Annotated in this window: 15 protein-coding genes; 6 read left to right on the plus strand and 9 right to left on the minus strand. The window is 62.0% G+C overall.

The window, feature by feature from the left end; all coding sequences use genetic code 11:
- Window positions 1–220: 220 nt before the first annotated feature.
- Entirely contained in the window at window positions 221–1,354 is a 1,134-nt protein-coding gene (locus ACESMT_RS16140; RefSeq protein ID WP_372827615.1) for an AI-2E family transporter, read from the minus strand.
- A 204-nt stretch (window positions 1,355–1,558) separates the two neighbouring features.
- Here ACESMT_RS16140 and ACESMT_RS16145 point away from each other — a divergent pair, with 204 nt between their 5' ends.
- Window positions 1,559–1,942, plus strand: coding sequence for an EF-hand domain-containing protein (locus ACESMT_RS16145; RefSeq protein WP_372827616.1), 384 nt, complete (start codon window positions 1,559–1,561; stop codon window positions 1,940–1,942).
- Window positions 1,943–2,297: 355 nt separating this feature from the next.
- Here ACESMT_RS16145 and ACESMT_RS16150 read toward each other — a convergent pair whose 3' ends face one another.
- From ACESMT_RS16150 to ACESMT_RS16160, 3 genes are all read right to left on the minus strand, one after another.
- Complete coding sequence (locus tag ACESMT_RS16150) at window positions 2,298–2,537, minus strand: hypothetical protein (RefSeq protein WP_372827617.1); 240 nt, start codon at window positions 2,535–2,537, stop codon at window positions 2,298–2,300.
- Between the two features lie 27 nt (window positions 2,538–2,564).
- Window positions 2,565–7,067 carry a PAS domain S-box protein gene (locus ACESMT_RS16155; protein WP_372827618.1) on the minus strand — a complete coding sequence of 1,501 codons (4,503 nt, stop codon included), beginning with the start codon at window positions 7,065–7,067 and terminating at the stop codon, window positions 2,565–2,567.
- A 282-nt stretch (window positions 7,068–7,349) separates the two neighbouring features.
- Complete coding sequence (locus tag ACESMT_RS16160; RefSeq protein ID WP_372827620.1) at window positions 7,350–7,823, minus strand: CreA family protein; 474 nt, start codon at window positions 7,821–7,823, stop codon at window positions 7,350–7,352.
- 136 nt (window positions 7,824–7,959) lie between these two features.
- Here ACESMT_RS16160 and ACESMT_RS16165 point away from each other — a divergent pair, with 136 nt between their 5' ends.
- Entirely contained in the window at window positions 7,960–8,391 is a 432-nt protein-coding gene (locus ACESMT_RS16165; RefSeq protein WP_372827622.1) for a hypothetical protein, read from the plus strand.
- 63 nt (window positions 8,392–8,454) lie between these two features.
- Here ACESMT_RS16165 and ACESMT_RS16170 read toward each other — a convergent pair whose 3' ends face one another.
- Window positions 8,455–8,610 carry a hypothetical protein gene (locus tag ACESMT_RS16170; RefSeq protein ID WP_372827623.1) on the minus strand — a complete coding sequence of 52 codons (156 nt, stop codon included), beginning with the start codon at window positions 8,608–8,610 and terminating at the stop codon, window positions 8,455–8,457.
- A 316-nt stretch (window positions 8,611–8,926) separates the two neighbouring features.
- Between ACESMT_RS16170 and ACESMT_RS16175 the strand changes: the two genes are divergently transcribed.
- A complete protein-coding gene (locus tag ACESMT_RS16175) occupies window positions 8,927–9,544 on the plus strand; it encodes a DUF502 domain-containing protein (protein ID WP_372827625.1) in 618 nt (205 codons plus the stop codon).
- Window positions 9,545–9,685: 141 nt separating this feature from the next.
- Here ACESMT_RS16175 and infA read toward each other — a convergent pair whose 3' ends face one another.
- Window positions 9,686–9,940, minus strand: a complete 255-nt coding sequence (gene infA / locus ACESMT_RS16180; protein WP_296923772.1) for a translation initiation factor IF-1 — start codon at window positions 9,938–9,940, stop codon at window positions 9,686–9,688.
- A gap of 51 nt (window positions 9,941–9,991) precedes the next feature.
- On the minus strand, window positions 9,992–10,231 hold the full coding sequence (locus tag ACESMT_RS16185) for a hypothetical protein (RefSeq protein WP_372827627.1): 240 nt from the start codon (window positions 10,229–10,231) through the stop codon (window positions 9,992–9,994).
- 505 nt (window positions 10,232–10,736) lie between these two features.
- Here ACESMT_RS16185 and ACESMT_RS16190 point away from each other — a divergent pair.
- Window positions 10,737–11,105 (plus strand): HPF/RaiA family ribosome-associated protein, encoded by a 369-nt coding sequence (locus ACESMT_RS16190; protein WP_372827629.1) that lies wholly within the window; start codon window positions 10,737–10,739, stop codon window positions 11,103–11,105.
- 100 nt (window positions 11,106–11,205) lie between these two features.
- Here the strand turns inward: ACESMT_RS16190 and ACESMT_RS16195 are convergent, their stop codons facing one another.
- Window positions 11,206–12,177, minus strand: a complete 972-nt coding sequence (locus ACESMT_RS16195; RefSeq protein ID WP_372827630.1) for a response regulator — start codon at window positions 12,175–12,177, stop codon at window positions 11,206–11,208.
- Window positions 12,174–15,794, minus strand: a complete 3,621-nt coding sequence (locus ACESMT_RS16200; protein ID WP_372827631.1) for an ATP-binding protein — start codon at window positions 15,792–15,794, stop codon at window positions 12,174–12,176. Before ACESMT_RS16200 ends, ACESMT_RS16195 begins: the two co-directional genes overlap by 4 nt.
- Before the next feature lie 98 nt (window positions 15,795–15,892).
- Here ACESMT_RS16200 and ACESMT_RS16205 point away from each other — a divergent pair, with 98 nt between their 5' ends.
- Window positions 15,893–16,195, plus strand: a complete 303-nt coding sequence (locus tag ACESMT_RS16205; protein WP_372827632.1) for an urease subunit gamma — start codon at window positions 15,893–15,895, stop codon at window positions 16,193–16,195.
- A gap of 222 nt (window positions 16,196–16,417) precedes the next feature.
- The coding region (locus ACESMT_RS16210) for an urease subunit beta (protein ID WP_372827635.1) at window positions 16,418–16,583 on the plus strand (166 nt) is incomplete at its 3' end.

Consider the following 16,583-nt stretch of genomic DNA (forward strand, 5'->3'; position numbering starts at 1 on the left):
TATACGCCGGGTGGCGTATGTAGGATGGGGACTACAGCAACCAGAGCAGGCCGTGCGAGCCAACTATCGATAAGGTGTCGATGATGCTGCATTCGGTCGTAAATCAGCTTGCGCGGCACCGGCGCACCGGGCAAGTGTGGCCCGCTTCTGCGCAACAGCGCAGCGAGTGTCTACTATATTGCTACAAAATTCATAGCTATTTACGACCACCGGACAAGGGCTACAGGCCTTTTTCGTTTGAATTTTTGGCAGGAAGGACTTGCTGGGGCTCGGCGGGCAGCTGCGCCGCCTCCTCACGCGCCTTCGCAAACAGATCCCACACCGCCATGAACATGGCCGCCACCACCGGACCGATCACAAAGCCGTTCAGACCGAACAGCGCCATGCCGCCCAGGGTGGTGACCAGCACCACGTAGTCGGGTATTTTGGTGTCCTTGCCAACCAGTAATGGGCGCAGGATGTTGTCGACCAAGCCTATCACCAGCACGCCGAAAGCGGTGAGCACCAGTCCCTTGGCGACAGCGCCAGTGACCAGAAAATAAATCGCCACTGGTCCCCAGACCAGCGCCGCGCCCACGGCCGGCAGCAGCGAGAGAAAGGCCATCAAGGTGCCCCAAAGCACCGGCGCATGGATGCCCAGCATCCAGAAAATCACCCCACCCAAAGCGCCCTGCAGCATGGCCACCACCACGTTGCCCTTGACGGTGGCGCGGATCACGGTGACGAACTTGCCAGACAGCTCGCGTTTGATGCCGGACTCCAGCGGCACGGCGTCGCGGATGCGGCGCGCCAGCGCACTGCCGTCGCGCAGCAGAAAAAACACCAGGTACAGCATGACAAAAAAGCTGACGATGAAGTCAAAGGCGTTCTGGCCGATGTTGATCGCCTGCGTGGCCAGAAACTGGCTGCCTTTGGACAGGCTGGCGGACACCCGCTCCAGGATCACGCCGGTACTGGAGAGTCCGAAGCGGTCCAGCATGCCGATCACCCAGGCCGGCAACGCGCTGTACACCTCCTGGAAATAAATACTCAGGCTGAACTTGCCCGACTGCATGCCCTGGTACACGGCCGAGGCCTCCTGCACCAGCGAGGCAACGATCAGGCCCAGCGGTAGAATCACCAGCAACAAAATGATGGCCAGCGTGGCCAGCGCGGCCAGCGTGCGCCGGCCCGGCATGGCCTTGAGCAGGCGCACAAACAGCGGCGTGAACATCAGCGCGAAAATAGCGCCCCAGAACACCGCGCCGTAAAACGGCCACAACACCCACACAAAAGCGACGGACACCACAAGCAGCAGCAGCAGGAAAAACCTGCTTTCGAGCGCAGAGGTCGGGACGATGCTGGAGAGTTTCATGGTGGAAGGCCTTGGCGTTGAAGGGCGGCGTGCAAGCCGATGGTATCGGCAAAATGGCGGCTTCCACAGGTGCAGGGCGCTGATTTTTCGACATGAGGGCAGCACTCCCCTTTGTCCTACAAGAACAAGCGCCATAGACGTAGGCGGTAGCTGGGCGCCTCCGGCGAAGCTGTTGAATCTCACCCACACCTCACTCATTCGCCCATGACGATATTTTCTGCAGTTCCCTCCGCCGCCTACCGTCCCCTCGTCGCCTACCCGGGCACAGGGGCCGCCATAGTCGCGTTGGGCCTGGCAGCAGCGTTGGCCGGCGCAGGCGCCCACGCGCAAACGCCGCCGGCCGCTCCGGTGGCTGCGCCGCCATCCGCCGCGTCAAAAGTGCCTGCTGCCGAACCCAAATACACAGTCGCGCAAATCGCCCAGGCCTTTGGCCTGATCGACACCAACAAGGACGGCAAGCTCAGCCACGCGGAAGCCGCCGGTTTTCGTGGCGTGGCGCGCTACTTCGACGAGGCCGATACCAACAAGGACGGTTCGCTGTCGCGCGCCGAATTCGAAAACGCGCTGAGCGGCGAAAAAAGCCGTTAAGAAAGTGCGTAGCGCCGGCGCTGCAGGACCTGGGCGAGGTCTAAACGCGATGCGGCCTGGTGGCTGACAAGCTGGCCGGTTGTGTCATGCGCGGCCGGCGTACTTCTGGGGCACCCGTCCCGCGCAGAGGCATGACCCGTGGATGGCCGCAGTACCGGCAAAAGACAATTCACTGCCTGGAAACTCTGCTGCTCCGGCGGCTGCGGGCAACGTCAGGGAACACGCAAGGACTCCTTCACTCACGGCGTGAATGTGGGGCCTGCCGCCTGGAATTGCTATCAACACTATAGCTGCTTGCGCCCGACTGACGAGGGCTGGAGGGCGATTGGATGCCCCAAACAGGCGGCTGGCGCCTTCAGGCCCCCGGCGGATGCGACTGACCGAGCACGCGCTGCAGGGCCTGCAGCAGTTCGTCGTTGGAGGTCTGGGCCTTGAGCAGCACGGCCGCGACCCGCGCGCTCTGGGGCCGGTCCACCTCGCTGGCCGAGAACACCACCACGGACGGCGGCAAGGTCAGCGCTTCGATGTCGGCCAGCAGGTCCCAGCCGGGCCTGCGCCTGCGCCTGCGCGGCGCTGTAGGCCAGGTCGGCGTCAAAACCGCCCTTGTCCAGCATCATGGCGATCAGGCGCGCGATGTCGGGGGCGTCCTCGCGGATATGAGGACCCTCGGACGCAGCGACGCACCCGCCGCCCCAGGCGGGCAGGAAGCCGGCCGCGACGCCGTATCCGCAGTCGGGATGGCGGGCTCCTGCCACTGCGGCAACTCAAAGAAAAAGGTGGTTCCAACGCCGGGCTCGGTGTCAAAACCAATGCTGCCGCCCAGTCGCTCGATGATCGCGCGCGCGATATTCAGGCCCAGCCCGGTGCCACCCTTTTGCCGCGTGTCGGACGAGTCGGCCTGGGAGAATTTCTGGAAGATCCGCTTGTGGGACTCTTCGGGAATACCAGGTCCGCGGTCGCTCACCTCGACACGCACACGGGCGCCGGTGTGCAGCACACGCACGTCCACCAGCGCGCCCGGTGGCGAAAACTTCATCGCGTTGGACAGCAGGTTGGTGACGACCTGGTTGAGCCGGTCGCTGTCGGCATTGACCCGCAGGTCATGACCATCGGGAAAAACCAGGTTCAAGCCGACCTGCCGCGTGGCGCCAAAACCCTGATTGGCCGCCAGCGCCTGTACCAGCAAGGGTTTAAGCTCGATCACCTGCAAGTCGAGACGCATCTTGCCGGACTCGATTTTTTCAATGTCCAGGATGTCGTCGATCAGGCGGATCAGGCGCTCGCAATTGCTCCTGGCAATTTCGACCAGGGTCTTCACCGCGTCGGGCAACTGTCCGGCCAGACCGCCTGAAATGAGTCCAAGCGAGCCCCTCATAGACGTGAGCGGCGTGCGCAGCTCGTGGCTGACCGTGGAGACAAACTCGCTTTTCATGCGGTCGATGCGTTTGAGCTCGGTCACGTCGGTCCCCAGCGAATAAAAGCCGATGACGCGGCCGATGTCCTCGCCGTCGCCATAACGCGGGAAATAGTTGACGATGAAGTCGCGCATGTCGCCCTGCGGCGTCTTACGGTGCCGCTCGAACACCACCGGGTAACCCGACAACACCTCTTCGACCGAGGGTCGCGCGAGTTCATACCCCTCTTCGCCCAGCACGTCGCGCATCTGCCGGCCGTGGATCTGGTCGTGCGACAGGCCCAGGCCCTCGGCATAGGCCCAGTTATGGAAACGGAAACGCTGGCTGCTGTCCACATAGGAAATATGCGCCGGCAGGGTGTCGGTGATGTCACGCAGCTGCGACTCGCTGGCACGCAGCGCGTCATGGACCTGGCGTATTTCGGTGGTGTCCCGGCCTGTACCGTGGTAACCGCTGAAACGCCCAGAGGCGTCGAATATCGGCAAGCCGCTGATGCTCTCATAACGGAGTTTTCCATCGCTGTCCTTACGGACAATCTCGAAATCCCGAAAAGCTTCGTGCCGTTCGAGCAGCGCCTGGTGGGCCAGCCAGGCGTCTGGCTTCATGACCAGATCGACGAGCTCCCATCGGGTCTTGCCGATGACGCCGTCGTCGTCAAGGCCGCTCATGTTGCTTGTCCTGCCGGAGATCTGCACAAAGCGGAAATTTTCGTCCTGCTCCCAGAACCAGTCGGAAGACAGTTCGGTGAGCGCGCGAAAACGCGCCTCGTTGTCGCGCAGGATCTGCTCGGTCTGCTTGCGCTCGGTGATGTCCTGTATCTGCGAGATGAAATGCAGCGGCCGCCGATCGGCGTCACGTACCAGCGAGCAACTCAGGTGCGCCCAGACGATGCGGCCAGATTTGTGGAAGTAACGTTTTTCCCACTGGTAGGTCTCGATCTCGCCGGCCAATGCCCGCTTGCGCTGCAACACGTCGTACTCGATGTCGTCGGGGTGGGTGACATCGTAAATCGTGCGCGACAACATCTCGGCCTCGGAGTAGCCCAGAATCTGGCAGAAGACGCTGTTCACGCGCAGACGGCGCGAGTCCACCGCAACCAACGCCATGCCGATCGCCGAGTGGTCAAAGGCATTGCTGAACTGCTGGTCGCTGAAGGTAAAGGCGTCGTTGTCGTTGCCGGACAGGCTGGTCGCCGAAGCAGCGCCGGTTGGGCCTGCGCTGCCGGGCAGATGGCTGGCGCGCGGCGGCCCGACCAGCGCAAAGCCAGCATCGTCACCAGGCTTGGCCTTGAGCTGCTCGCTGCCAAGCGTGAAGTAAAAAGTGCTGCCCTCTCCGACTGCGGAGTCGGCCCAGATCCTGCCGCCGTGACGGGTGATGATGCGTTTGACCGTCGCCAGACCGATGCCGCTGCCGGAAAACTCCTCAGGCGAATGCAGTCGCTGGAAGGTGCCAAACAACTTGTCTGCATACGCCATGTCAAAACCAGCGCCGTTGTCACGCACAAAATAGACCGGTTGCTGATTGGTACCCCCTTGCATCCCGACAAGGATTTGCGCTTTGGGAGTTTTCGAGGTGAACTTCCAGGCGTTGCCGATCAGATTGTCGAGCACCTGGCGCAGCAGCGCCGTGTCCCCCCGCACTTGCACACAGGGCTCAACCACTGTCTGGACCTGCCGCCCGGGATCCCTTTCGGCGTGCTGGCGCAGCAACTGGCCGGCCTCTGCGCTGATATCCAGGGATTTCCAGTGCAGGCTGGTACGCGACAGCTGGGCCAGGGACAGCAAGCCGTCGGTCAGCTCGCCCATGCGCTGGGCGCCGCTGCGTATGCGCGCCAGATAGTGGTTGGCCCGCTCATTGCTCCCCGATGCCAGGGCTTTTTGCAACAGGGCGCTGAAACCGTCGATGGAACTCAGCGGGGAGCGCAGATCATGCGCCACCGAGTAAGAAAACGCCTCCAGCTCCCTGTTGACCGCTTCAAGTTGGGCCGTGCGCCGCGACACCCGGTTTTCAAGGTCCACATTGAGCCGGACAATTTCGAGCTCATCGCGCTTGCGTTTGCCAATGTCGGTGATGGTCGTGACATAACCTGTCGGCACGCCGGTTCCGTTTTCGAACAGGGGTTGGACGTTGATCTGCACCCACAGGGTATTGCCATCAGGCTTGCGGTAACAGATCACCTCGTTGGGCTGGGCCTTGCCGGTACGCCTGGCCTTCACGCTGGGCACCTCGTCGGGCGGCATCAGCGAGCCGTCTTCACGCAGAACCTCCCATTCCGGCGCGACAATCGTCTGCCCTTTGATCTGGACCAGGGTCTTGCCCAGGATGCGCTCTGCACTGGCATTGCAGTCGATGATCTGTCCGCTGGCGTCGCGCAAAACCACGCCTTCCGCCAGCGCAGCCACGACCGCGCGGAAACGCGTTTCGCTGGCGCGGAGCGCGATTTCTGTCAACTTGCGCGCCGTGATGTTGGACCCTACGCCCCGGTAGCCGGCGAACTGGCCCGCAGGAGAGAGAAATGACGCACCGCTGATGCACAACACCTCGAGCGTGCCGTCCGGCCCGACGCGCTCGTACTCGAGTTCGCGAAAGGTTTCGCGCTGTTCGAGCTGGCGCTTGTGCTTGTCCCACAGCGTGCGGTTGGCCGCTCTGGTATCGATCTCCCAGCGGGTTTTTCCGAGGTAGCCGTCAATCGTGGCCCTCTCCTCGGGGGTCTCCCCCCCCGAAAGCTCGGTAAAACGAAACTGCTTGTCGGTTTCCCAGTACCAGTCCGCAGAAAGTTCGGTGAGGCTGCGAAAACGCTCCTGGTTGTGGAGCAACTGGGATTCAGCTGCGAGTCGTTGCGTGATGTCCCCGGCGGTGATCAGGATGTGGGTCACCACACCACTGGCGTCCTTCATCGGCACCTTGCGCATGTGGACATGGATGGTGCCGCGATTTCTTGTTACGGCAAGCCGGTCGGGCAGGTCCTGGGGCACACCGGCCGCCACCAGCTCCAGGTCGGCGGCATGCATACGGTCCACGTCTGCCTTGGGCCACAGGTCGTGCATGGTGCGGCCCAGGGCTGCCTCCCGAGGCACCCCATACAGCAGTTCGGCGGCCTTGTTCCAGGCAACAACCTTGTACCCGTCGTGCACCGACTTCAGGTGAAAGGCGAGCGGTATGTTGTCGACGACGTTATCGACAAAGCGGGCAGCTTGTCGCTCTGCTTCTTCCGAACGCTTGATCGCGCTGATGTCATGCACCGTTCCCTGGTAACCCAGAAAGCGGTTTTCAGTGTTGAAAACCGGCACGCCGCTCACCGACAGGTAGTGCGTCAACCCGTCGCCAAGCACTCTCATGTATTCGAAATTTCGAAACGGCTGGTGGGCGTCCAGTAGAGCCCGGTGGGCCTCCCAGGAACTGCTGAGCGGCACCGCACCCGCCAACTCCCAGCGGCACTTTCCCAGGTTCTTGTCGCGCTCGATATCGACCTTCACTGCACCGTGCTCGGCTGTGAAATTGACAAAGCGGTGTTCGGCATCCTGCTCCCAGTGCCAGTCAGCCGATATGGCAACCAGGCTGCGCAGGGTTTGCGCGCTGATGCTGAGTGACTCGATCTCGCGATTTTTCCCGGCGAGTTCCAGCTGGAGGCTGTTGTTGGCGCGGGCGAGTTCAAGCGCCTCTGCTTGCAGGCGCTGAAGCGCCTGGCGTTGGGCCTCGTCGACTTTCACGCCTGGCCTCCCGGATGAATACATGCGTGCCCATCACGCAGCGTGTGGCAACTCAATGGCTGATGATCAACGGCTACCAAAACGCCGGCAAATCGTTGTGTCATGCTCTGCCTGCCTTTCGCCTTTCTTTGGGAGATAGGCACGCCTTGTGAAAAAGCGTGCGCATCATGTCCAGCCAAGTCTGTGGGATGGTCGCACTTTTTGTTACAGCACGGTATAGAGATAAGTCCTTGATGGCTGTGGGACACCATGAATCGCCGTCCACGCATGTCTCGCCAGATCTCACTGTAGAGGAATCTTCATTGTGCGGTCAATCGGCACGGACGCCAGGCTGTTTTGCGGCGAACCTTCAATCACCCGATCGGAATAGGTCAGGTATACCAGCGTATTGCGCGTGGCATCGACCATGCGCACAATGCGTATCTTTTTGAAGATCAGCGAAATCCGCTCGCTGAAAACTTCTTCCTGTACGGGCAAGGGCTTGAGAAAAGAGACAGGCCCGACCTGGCGGCAATCGATGGAGGCTTCCGACCGGTCTTCAGCCAGCCCGACGGCGCCTTTCATGCCGCCGGTTTTGGCGCGCGAGACGTAACAAGTGATGCCCTTGACCTTGGGATCGTCATGCGCGTCCACGACGATCTTGTGATCAGGACCGAAAAACTTGAACACGGTGTCCACTTCGCCAATGCTCTCGGCACGCGCAAGCGTGATCGCCGCGCACAGCAGCAAAAACATCAGGACTAATTTGTGTTTCATGGGGGTTCCTTGCAAGTAACCCCCACTATAGTGACGCTTCCGCCCGAGGGGGAGCCAGTGATGCAGGCCTGACAGGCTGGGCGTAGCAGGCTGGGAGTAGCATTCATGCCTGACATCCCTCCATGCACCGATCCGAATGAGCCATTTGCGAACACTTTTTCTTGTTGCCCCCCTGCTGGCCATCGTCCCGCAGGTGCATGCGCAGAGCGCGCCTGCACCCTCCTTCGGCCACGCTATTGTGGGAACCTGGAGCTGGGTCACCTTTGGCGGGACCTGCATGGAAACCTGGCAGTTCAGGCACAACCGGACCTTGCTCAGCACCAGCGGCCAGGAGGTCGCCGAAAAGAGATACAAGATTGACGCTACCGCCGACGCCAACGGCTTTTACAAACTGGTAGAAACGGTGGAGCGCCAGAACGACAAGAAAGACTGTGCCGGCGCGATGCTCGATGGGCCGGGCGACCAGACAACGCGCTTTGTGCAGTTCAGCCCGCGCGGGGACAAAATGCTGGTGTGTCAGGCGGCTGCGCTCAAGGCCTGTTTTGGCCCGCTCCAGCGCGTGCCGTGACGGATGAAGACCACCGTCAGTCGCGGGCCGGCCCAGGGCCTGTCTCCGGCCCGTGGACCTGCTTCAGCCTTGGCCGTTGGCCCCGGTGCCCGCGCGGCGGCGGCGCGTGGCCAGCGGCGAGGCTGCCACATCCGTTTCGGCGCGTGTGCCGGCGCAGCTGCGGTAAAGCCTGGCTGCCAGCCCCGAAGCAATGGCCAGGACAATCAGTTTGCGTAGCATGCAAAAGACGCCTTAAAAAACGCCGAACAACATCAGAAGAATGATGACGCTGATGGGGACACCGAGTAGCCAGGCAATGATGGGCATTAGTTTTCTCCAAGGTTGATTCAAGAGCCTCAAAGTTAAACGCGTCATCCAAAATGGATTGCCGGAGGTGGCCCAGAGCCGGGGTAGGGCCACGCCTACACTCGTGCGCCCCCCGGGGGCGCTTGAACCCCGCACCACGTCATGTGCACTGGTTATATTCGGGCACACGGCCACCCCGCCCTTTCTTGCCTTTTCCTCCCTTCGTCAAACCCGCTTGCATGACCTGTCCATGAACAATCTCTACAAATATTTCTTTCGCGGGCTCATCACCGTGCTGCCGGTGGCGCTCACGCTGTACCTGCTCTACATCTTCCTGGCGTGGACCGAAAAACTCACGCTGTGGGTGCTGCGCCCACTGATCGGCAGCTTTTACCTGCCGGGCATGGGGCTGGTGTTCGGCGTGCTGATCATCGTGCTGATCGGCTACACAGTCTCCAAACCCACTGTGCGCAAGTTGCTGTCTTTTGCCGAGTTTCCATTTACCAACCTGCCAGTGGTCAGAAGTATTTACAGCTCGCTCAAGAGTTTTGCGGACTACTTCTCACCCTCAGGCGCGCAAAGTGAGCAAAGCGTGGTGATTCTGCGCATGCCAGGCCATGCACTGGAAATCGTCGGTCTGGTGACGCGGCGCAACTTTGCCGACCTGCCCGCCGGCTTCCTGCCGGGCGAACGCGTGGCGGTGTACCTGCCCATGGGGTACATGATTGGCGGCTACACCGTGTTTGTGCCGGTGGAATGGGTACAGCCGATTGCCATGTCGGTCGAGGAAGCCATGCGCTCCTCACTGATCGCCTGGATGGCGCGGCCGCCAGCCACCGGCGCCGGGAACCCCAACCGGTCACCTTGACCCTCTCTCGCAAGGCGATGCCGATGAGCAGCTGGAAGGCAGCATGGGCCCGCTCGCGGCGAGTCCTGCGGCGATGCAGTTGCAATAAAAGCTGTAGAAGCAGGCCAATAAAAAACGGGGCACATGGCCCCGTTGCTTGTTTCAGTGCGCTTGGCGCGACGGACCGGGACCCCGGCCGGCAATGTGCCGGAAGGTGATGCGGCCCTTGCTGAGATCGTAAGGCGACAGCTCCAGCGACACCTGGTCGCCCGCCAGAATGCGGATGTGGTTCTTGCGCATCTTGCCGGAGGTGTAGGCCACAAGCTTGTGGCCGTTGTCCAGCGTCACGCGGAAACGCGAGTCGGGCAGCACCTCGTTGACCAGCCCGTGCATTTCAATCAGTTCTTCTTTGGCCATGATGTAACTCCTTGGAAATTTGAAAAAATGTCTGTGCTGGCCGCCTGAAGCTCAGGCGCAAACCGGTGCCGAACGTTCGTGAATCCAGCCCAGCGCATGCTCGGTGGCGTAGTGCACGGCGGCTGCCGCGCTGTCAAAAAGTCCGCTGAAGCGCATCACGCGGTCATGCGTGGCGCTGCCGCGCCCGGAACGGATGGACACGGAGGCGGCGTATTGGCCCTCGCCCTGGGGCTTGGCCAGCGGGGAGACGAGGTATTTGCCCACCGCTATGTTGTTGTGATCAATCGTCATAAGAGTCCGTGCCGGGTATGGTTCCCGGCTTGATAAAAAGAGAAGTAAACGGCTTGCGAGCAAGCCAACGGGTATCCGGTTCTGCCTGCCCGGCCTGGAAGGGCTGGTCAGGTGAGCCTTGAGTGGGCACCGTTGGGAAAAGTGCTCGCCAGGAAATGGAACAGTGCGGGGGGAGGGTTCAATGCTGTGGGGGCACTGAAGGCACTGTCAAATTTCTGGATTTTTCGGGCTCTGAGAAGCGCCGCATTTGAGAAGGAAGCCAGAGTAATGGGACTTCAAATTAAAAAGCTGATGCGTTACCGAAGCTCTTATTGTAACCGCGAAAGGGGTTTTCTGCAGATCCCCGGCAAGCCGTGGGTCGGCGACGCCCGGTTATCGGCAAACCCCTACACCCTCCGCACTCGGGATCGCCCACACTGAAGGTTCAGCGCCGTCGGCAGACGCAGACGGTTTTATACGGGCGGGTCCGGAAACGGCCTTTCGCCCCTGACACAAGGAGCACCACATGCAAGTCCAAGTCAATACCAACCAAAGCATCGAGGGCCGCGAAGCGCTGGAGCGCTGGGCGCAGGACGAACTCGGTCAGACCCTGGAGCGTTTCAAACATGAAATCACGCGTGTGGAAGTGCACCTGAGCGATGAAAACAGCGGCAAGGCCGGCAGCGACGACAAACGTTGTCTGATGGAAGCGCGGCTGGCCAACCATCAGCCTATTGCGGTGACCCACCATGCTGCAGGCATTGACGAAGCTTTCCGCGGCGCCGAAGGCAAGCTTAAACGCGCGCTGGACAGTACGCTGGACCGCCTGAAGCACAGCAGGGACCGCGACTCCATCCGGCGCGATGCCGAGCTGACCCAGCCGGACCAAGGTTGAATCAACTTTTGCTATCGAATAGATAGCTGCCTATGCCCGCCAGTCAAGGGCTGGAGGTCAAAATGGCGTAACAATTCGGTCAAGCCGCCCGGTGACCGCCTCAAGCCTCGAATTGCGGATGCAATTGCCGGATGCGGCTCATCGCCATGCCTGCGGCTGCGGTGCGGGTTTCCACGCCGAGTTTGACAAACACCCGTTCGAGGTGTTTCTTGACGGTCATGGGGCTGGTTCCCAGGATGTCGCCAATGTCGCGGTTGATCTTGCCCTTGACCACCCAGTAAAGCACCTCGGCCTCACGCGCCGTTAGCCTGAAGCTCAGGCTCATGGCCTGAATCACGGTTTCATCGGACTCCTCGCGCATGATGATGAGCCAGTCGTCGTCACCGGTTTGCTGGTGCAGGCGAAAGGTCAGGCGGCGGGCCCCGGAAGCCGCGTGTTCACAACTGAGGCGCGGCGGCTCGATCTGCCGTTCGGCATCGGCCAGGTTGCGTCGCAGCCAGATCAGCACCGGCTCCGGCGTTTGCGGCGCGCTGGTCGCGTAATACTGAAGCAGCAGATCACGCGCCAGCGGCGTCTGCCACATCAGCTTGCCGTCGCTGACCCGCACCGTGATGGTGGCGTAACCAAAGGCGTCCAGCGCATTGCGTGCCTGGCGTTTTTCGCGCGCGCCCTGCAAATGCACGCCTATACGCGCCAGTACTTCCTTGGGCTTGATGGGTTTGGTCACGTAGTCCACGCCGCCCGAGTCCAGCGCGGCGACCAGATACTCCGTCTCGGTCAGGCCGGTCATGAAGATGATGGGGATGTGCGCCGTGCGGGCGTCGGCTTTCAGGCGTCTGGCGACCTCAAAACCGTCCATGCCGGGCATCATGGCGTCGAGCAGCACGATGTCGGGCAAGGCCTGGGCCGCGCGCTGCAGGGCCGCTTCGCCATGGGTGGCAACCAGCACCGTAAAGCCCGACTCGTCGAGCGCATCGTGCAATACCGACAGGTTGTCGGGCACATCGTCGACGATCAACACCACGTCGCTGTTGGCGCGGTCCAGCGTGTGGGCGAGGACGCGGTCGTTCATGTCGGCACCTGGCTGAGTTGCTGGCTCATGGTTTCAAACTGGAACTGGCGCGCCAGCCCACGCATCTCGGCGGCAAAAGTGGCGCTTTGCGCCTGTGATTTTTCGATCTCGTCGAGCGTGTTCATGATGCCGCGAAAATAACCGAGGTTGACCACCTCGCGCAAGGCATCGAGCTGCGCGGCCGGCGGGTAAATCCGTGGCATCGAGGGCGTAGCCGGAGCGGCCAGGGCTTGCACCGGCGCATCCAGCCAGACCAGTTGCAGGCGCCGCTCCAGCCAGTCCAGCAACTCGCTGTGGCGCACCGGTTTGAGGATGAAGTCTTCCAGCCGGATGCCAATATCGTTGTCCAGTCCCTTGTCAAAGGCGTTGGCCGACACAATGGCGATATGGGCCCCCACGCTTTTCACTTTGTGTAATACGCTGCCCCCCGAGGGGGCGTCCCCGCCTTGGGGCGGCCCGGCGGCGGGGGTGGTGTGGCCGAGCACGCGTAGTCGGCGCAGGGTCTCCCAGCCGTCGATGCCAGGCATGGCCAGATCCATCAAAATCACCTCGGGCTGGTAGCCTGCGGCCAGCAGGTCCAGGCAGTCGTGGCCGCTGGCAGCCGTGCGTATCTCAAACCCGAGCGGCTGCAGCACATTGACCAGCAGCTCGCGGTCGGCCTCTTCGTTGTCCACCACCAGCACGCGCCGGCGCGCGCCGGCATAGCCGTAACGCGCCTTGCGCGCACGTGAGGACGGCACGGGCAGCGCGGCACCGGGCGCGAGCCGGACTTCGGGCAAAAACAGCTTGACGCGAAACACCGAGCCGACATCGGGCGTACTGGCCACCGTGAGTTCGCCGCCCATCAGGTCGGTCAGCATCTTGGCAATCGTCAGGCCCAGGCCCGCGCCCGGCGCGGCGGGGCCCGGCGTGGCAGCGCGCGTGAAGGGCTCAAAGATGCGCTCGATTTCCTGCGCGGACAGACCGGGGCCGGTGTCTTCAATCTCAATGCTGGCCATCTCGCGTGCGTACTTCAGGCGCAGGTTGATGCGACCTTTGGCCGTGAACTTGACGGCGTTGCCCAGCAGGTTGATCAGGATTTGCCGCACGCGTTTTTCGTCGGCACGCACCACCACAGGCAGCGTTCCTTCCGATTCGAAATGAAACGCGAGGCCCTTGGCCTGCGCCTCAAGCTCGAACATGCCGGTCATCTCCTGCACGAAGTCGGAAAAATGCATCGGCTTGACGTTGAGCGTGAGTTTGCCGCTTTCGATGCGGGCGATGTCCAGCGTGCCTTCGATCAGCGACAGCAGGTGTTCGCCGCCACGCCTGATCACGCCGACGGCCTGCTGGCGGTGCGGCGGGATCGAGCTGTCTTCGCCCATCAGCTGCGCGTACCCGAGGATGCTGTTGAGCGGCGTGCGCAACTCATGGCTGATGGCGCTGATGTAGCGGCTCTTGGCCTGGTTGGCCAGATCCGCGACGCGCTTGGCCTGCTGCAGCGCCTCGTCGGTCTGTCGGTGCGACTCGATTTCCTTCATCAGCAGGTGCGTCTGGCGATTCGACTCTTCCTGCGCCACCTGGCGGCTCTTTTGCGCCAGCACCAGCCACCAGGCCACCAGCCCGGCAATCACCAGCAACGCCATGTAGGCCTTCAGGAAGCCCGAGCGCAAGGCCGATTCGGACGCCACTTCCAGGTCGAGCAGCGCCCGCATCTCCTGGTGGTAAAGCAGGCCAAACACGCTGGCCAGCAGCGGAACAATCACCAGCATCAGCAGCAGGAAGTGGCTGAGGCCAGTGTCGAGATACGGCCAGATGCGGCGCGGCAGCAGCCAGCGCAAGGTGGCCGACCACTGGGCTGACAGGCTGGCCTGCGGCTTGCACAAGTCGCCGCAACGCGCGTCCAGCGTGCAGCACAACGAGCAGATGTGGCCCTGATAGGCCGGGCAATGCGCCATGTCCGGGCCCTCGTAGTCGCGCTCGCAGATCACGCAGCGCTTCAATGCATACGGTTTGTCGTTGCCTTGTGCATCGGTCTCGGGGGCTTCGCCCTGGCGCGCGATGTAATAGCGGCCTTTCGTCGCCCAGGCGATCAGCGGCGAGGTGACGAAAGCCGTGCCCAGTGCAATCACCGCCGAAAAAGCCTGCGCCAGCGCGCCGAACAGGCCCAGGTGCGCCGCCACCGACAGCACCGAGGCCAGCGCCATCGCGCCGACGCCGACCGGGTTGATGTCGTACAGGTGCGCGCGTTTGAACTCAATGCCCTTGGGCGACAGGCCCAGCGGCTTGTTGATGACCAGGTCGGCCACCACCGCCATCATCCAGGCGATGGCAATGTTGGAGTACAGCCCCAGCACGTCCCCCAGCGCCTGGAACACGTTCATCTCCATCAGCATGAAGGCGATCAGTGTGTTGAACACCACCCAGACCACACGCCCGGGGTGGCTGTGCGTCAGGCGCGAAAAGAAGTTGGACCAGGCCAGCGAGCCGGCATAGGCATTGGTCACATTGATCTTGAGCTGCGAAATCACGACAAACAGCGCCGTCGCGGCGACCGCCCAGCCGTAATGCGGAAATACATACTCGTAAGCCGCCAGGTACATCTGGTTGGGATCGACCGCGCGCTCCAGCGGCACCATGTGCTGGATCGCCAGGTAAGCGAGAAAAGCCCCACCCAGCATCTTGAGCACACCGAGCAGCACCCAGCCGGGCCCGCCGGCCAGCACGCCGGCCCACCAGCGGTGCCGGTTCGCCGCCGTCTGCACAGGCATGAAGCGCAGGTAGTCGGCCTGCTCCCCCATCTGGGTGATCAAGGCAATACCGACTGTCAAAGCAGCACCAAACAAGTGCAAATCAAAACCGGGAGCCGTGCCTTTCTCACCCTTGTAGTGCGTTATGCCCGCAAAAACACCCGGATCACGCACCAAAACGTAGACAAACGGCACGATCAGCATCACCAGCCAAAGGGGTTGCGTCCAGATCTGCAGGCGGGTGATGACCGAGACGCCATGCGTGACCAGCGGAATGACAACCAGGGCGCAAATCAGGTAACCCCAGCTGGGCGGAATGCCCAGCGCCAGCTCCAGCGCATAGGCCATGACTGCGGCTTCGAGCGCAAAAAAGATGAAGGTGAACGAGGCGTAGATCAGCGAGGTCAAGGTTGAGCCGATGTAGCCAAAACCGGCACCGCGCGTCAGCAGGTCCATGTCCACGCCGTAACGCGCAGCGTAAATGCTGATAGGCAGGCCGGCCATGAAGATGATCAGCCCGGTGGCGATAATCGCCCAGAAGGCATTGGTAAAGCCGTATTTCACCAGCAAGGTGGCGCCCACCGCCTCCAGGATCAGGAAGGAAGCCGAGCCGAAGGCTGTGTTGGCGACCCGCCATTCGGACCACTTGCGAAAACGCTGCGGCGTGAAACGCAGCGCGTAGTCTTCCATGGTTTCGCTGGCGACCCAGCTGTTGTAGTCGCGCCTGACCTTGATGATGCGCTGCACCGGCGCCTCGGCATCCGGCGCCACCAGCCGCGCGGGCGCCCATAGCGGCACCGCCGGGCCAGGCAGGGGCAGCGGTGCGACGGTGGGGTCCATGGGTGTCAATACGGCATAGGGCGAAGCCTGACCAAGTGCAGATTCCATGCCACAGAGGGAAAATCAGCGCCGCGGGCACCCTTCCTGTGGCACCATTCTTGCACTCTGCCCGCTTCATTCTTGCTGCAGCCGCCCCCGGAGAGACCATGGAATTGACCCCAAGAGAAAAAGACAAGCTGCTGATCTTCACAGCCGCCCTGCTGGCCGAAAGGCGGCAGGCGCGGGGACTCAAACTCAACTACCCGGAAGCCGTTGCGCTGATCAGCGCCGCCGTGATGGAAGGCGCGCGTGACGGCAAAACCGTGGCGCAGCTGATGAGCGAGGGCCGGAAAATTTTGACCCGCGCCGACGTGATGGACGGCATTGCCGAGCTGATCCCCGACATCCAGGTCGAAGCAACCTTTCCCGACGGCACCAAGCTCGTCACCGTGCACCAGCCGATTGTCTGAACCACCCACAGGCCTTGCCAGAGACTCCAATGAATCAAAAACACGCTCTCAAAATCATAGCTGCTTGCGCAATATCGACGTGGGCTCCAGCCATATTTGCCCATGATGGGCATGCCATGACAGGCACCCATTGGCACGCCACCGATGTCTGGGGTTTTGTGGCCATGGCGGGTGTGCTGGCGCTGGCCATCTGGCTGTCGCGCGGCGACAAGTGAGGCAACCATGATTCCAGGCGAGTTGCTGACCGACGGCCCTGACCACGAACTCAACACCGGACGCCGCACCCTGACCGTGGTGGTGCAAAACACAGCCGACCGACCGATCCAGGTCGGCTCGCATTACCACTTTGCCGAAACCAATGGCGCGCTGGATTTTGACCGTGCGGCAG

This window comes from Polaromonas sp., assembly GCF_041689105.1.
Classification (GTDB): domain Bacteria; phylum Pseudomonadota; class Gammaproteobacteria; order Burkholderiales; family Burkholderiaceae_C; genus Polaromonas.

What these genes read in the sequence shown, in the direction of transcription:
- ACESMT_RS16140 (WP_372827615.1), bottom strand. Translation starts at nt 1,354, where the DNA reads ATGAAACTCTCCAGCATCGTCCCGACCTCTGCGCTCGAAAGCAGGTTT.
- ACESMT_RS16145 (WP_372827616.1), top strand. Translation starts at nt 1,559, where the DNA reads ATGACGATATTTTCTGCAGTTCCCTCCGCCGCCTACCGTCCCCTCGTC.
- ACESMT_RS16160 (WP_372827620.1), bottom strand. Translation starts at nt 7,823, where the DNA reads ATGAAACACAAATTAGTCCTGATGTTTTTGCTGCTGTGCGCGGCGATC.
- ACESMT_RS16165 (WP_372827622.1), top strand. Translation starts at nt 7,960, where the DNA reads ATGAGCCATTTGCGAACACTTTTTCTTGTTGCCCCCCTGCTGGCCATC.
- ACESMT_RS16170 (WP_372827623.1), bottom strand. Translation starts at nt 8,610, where the DNA reads ATGCTACGCAAACTGATTGTCCTGGCCATTGCTTCGGGGCTGGCAGCC.
- ACESMT_RS16175 (WP_372827625.1), top strand. Translation starts at nt 8,927, where the DNA reads ATGAACAATCTCTACAAATATTTCTTTCGCGGGCTCATCACCGTGCTG.
- infA (WP_296923772.1), bottom strand. Translation starts at nt 9,940, where the DNA reads ATGGCCAAAGAAGAACTGATTGAAATGCACGGGCTGGTCAACGAGGTG.
- ACESMT_RS16185 (WP_372827627.1), bottom strand. Translation starts at nt 10,231, where the DNA reads ATGACGATTGATCACAACAACATAGCGGTGGGCAAATACCTCGTCTCC.
- ACESMT_RS16190 (WP_372827629.1), top strand. Translation starts at nt 10,737, where the DNA reads ATGCAAGTCCAAGTCAATACCAACCAAAGCATCGAGGGCCGCGAAGCG.
- ACESMT_RS16195 (WP_372827630.1), bottom strand. Translation starts at nt 12,177, where the DNA reads ATGAACGACCGCGTCCTCGCCCACACGCTGGACCGCGCCAACAGCGAC.
- ACESMT_RS16200 (WP_372827631.1), bottom strand. Translation starts at nt 15,794, where the DNA reads ATGGAATCTGCACTTGGTCAGGCTTCGCCCTATGCCGTATTGACACCC.
- ACESMT_RS16205 (WP_372827632.1), top strand. Translation starts at nt 15,893, where the DNA reads ATGGAATTGACCCCAAGAGAAAAAGACAAGCTGCTGATCTTCACAGCC.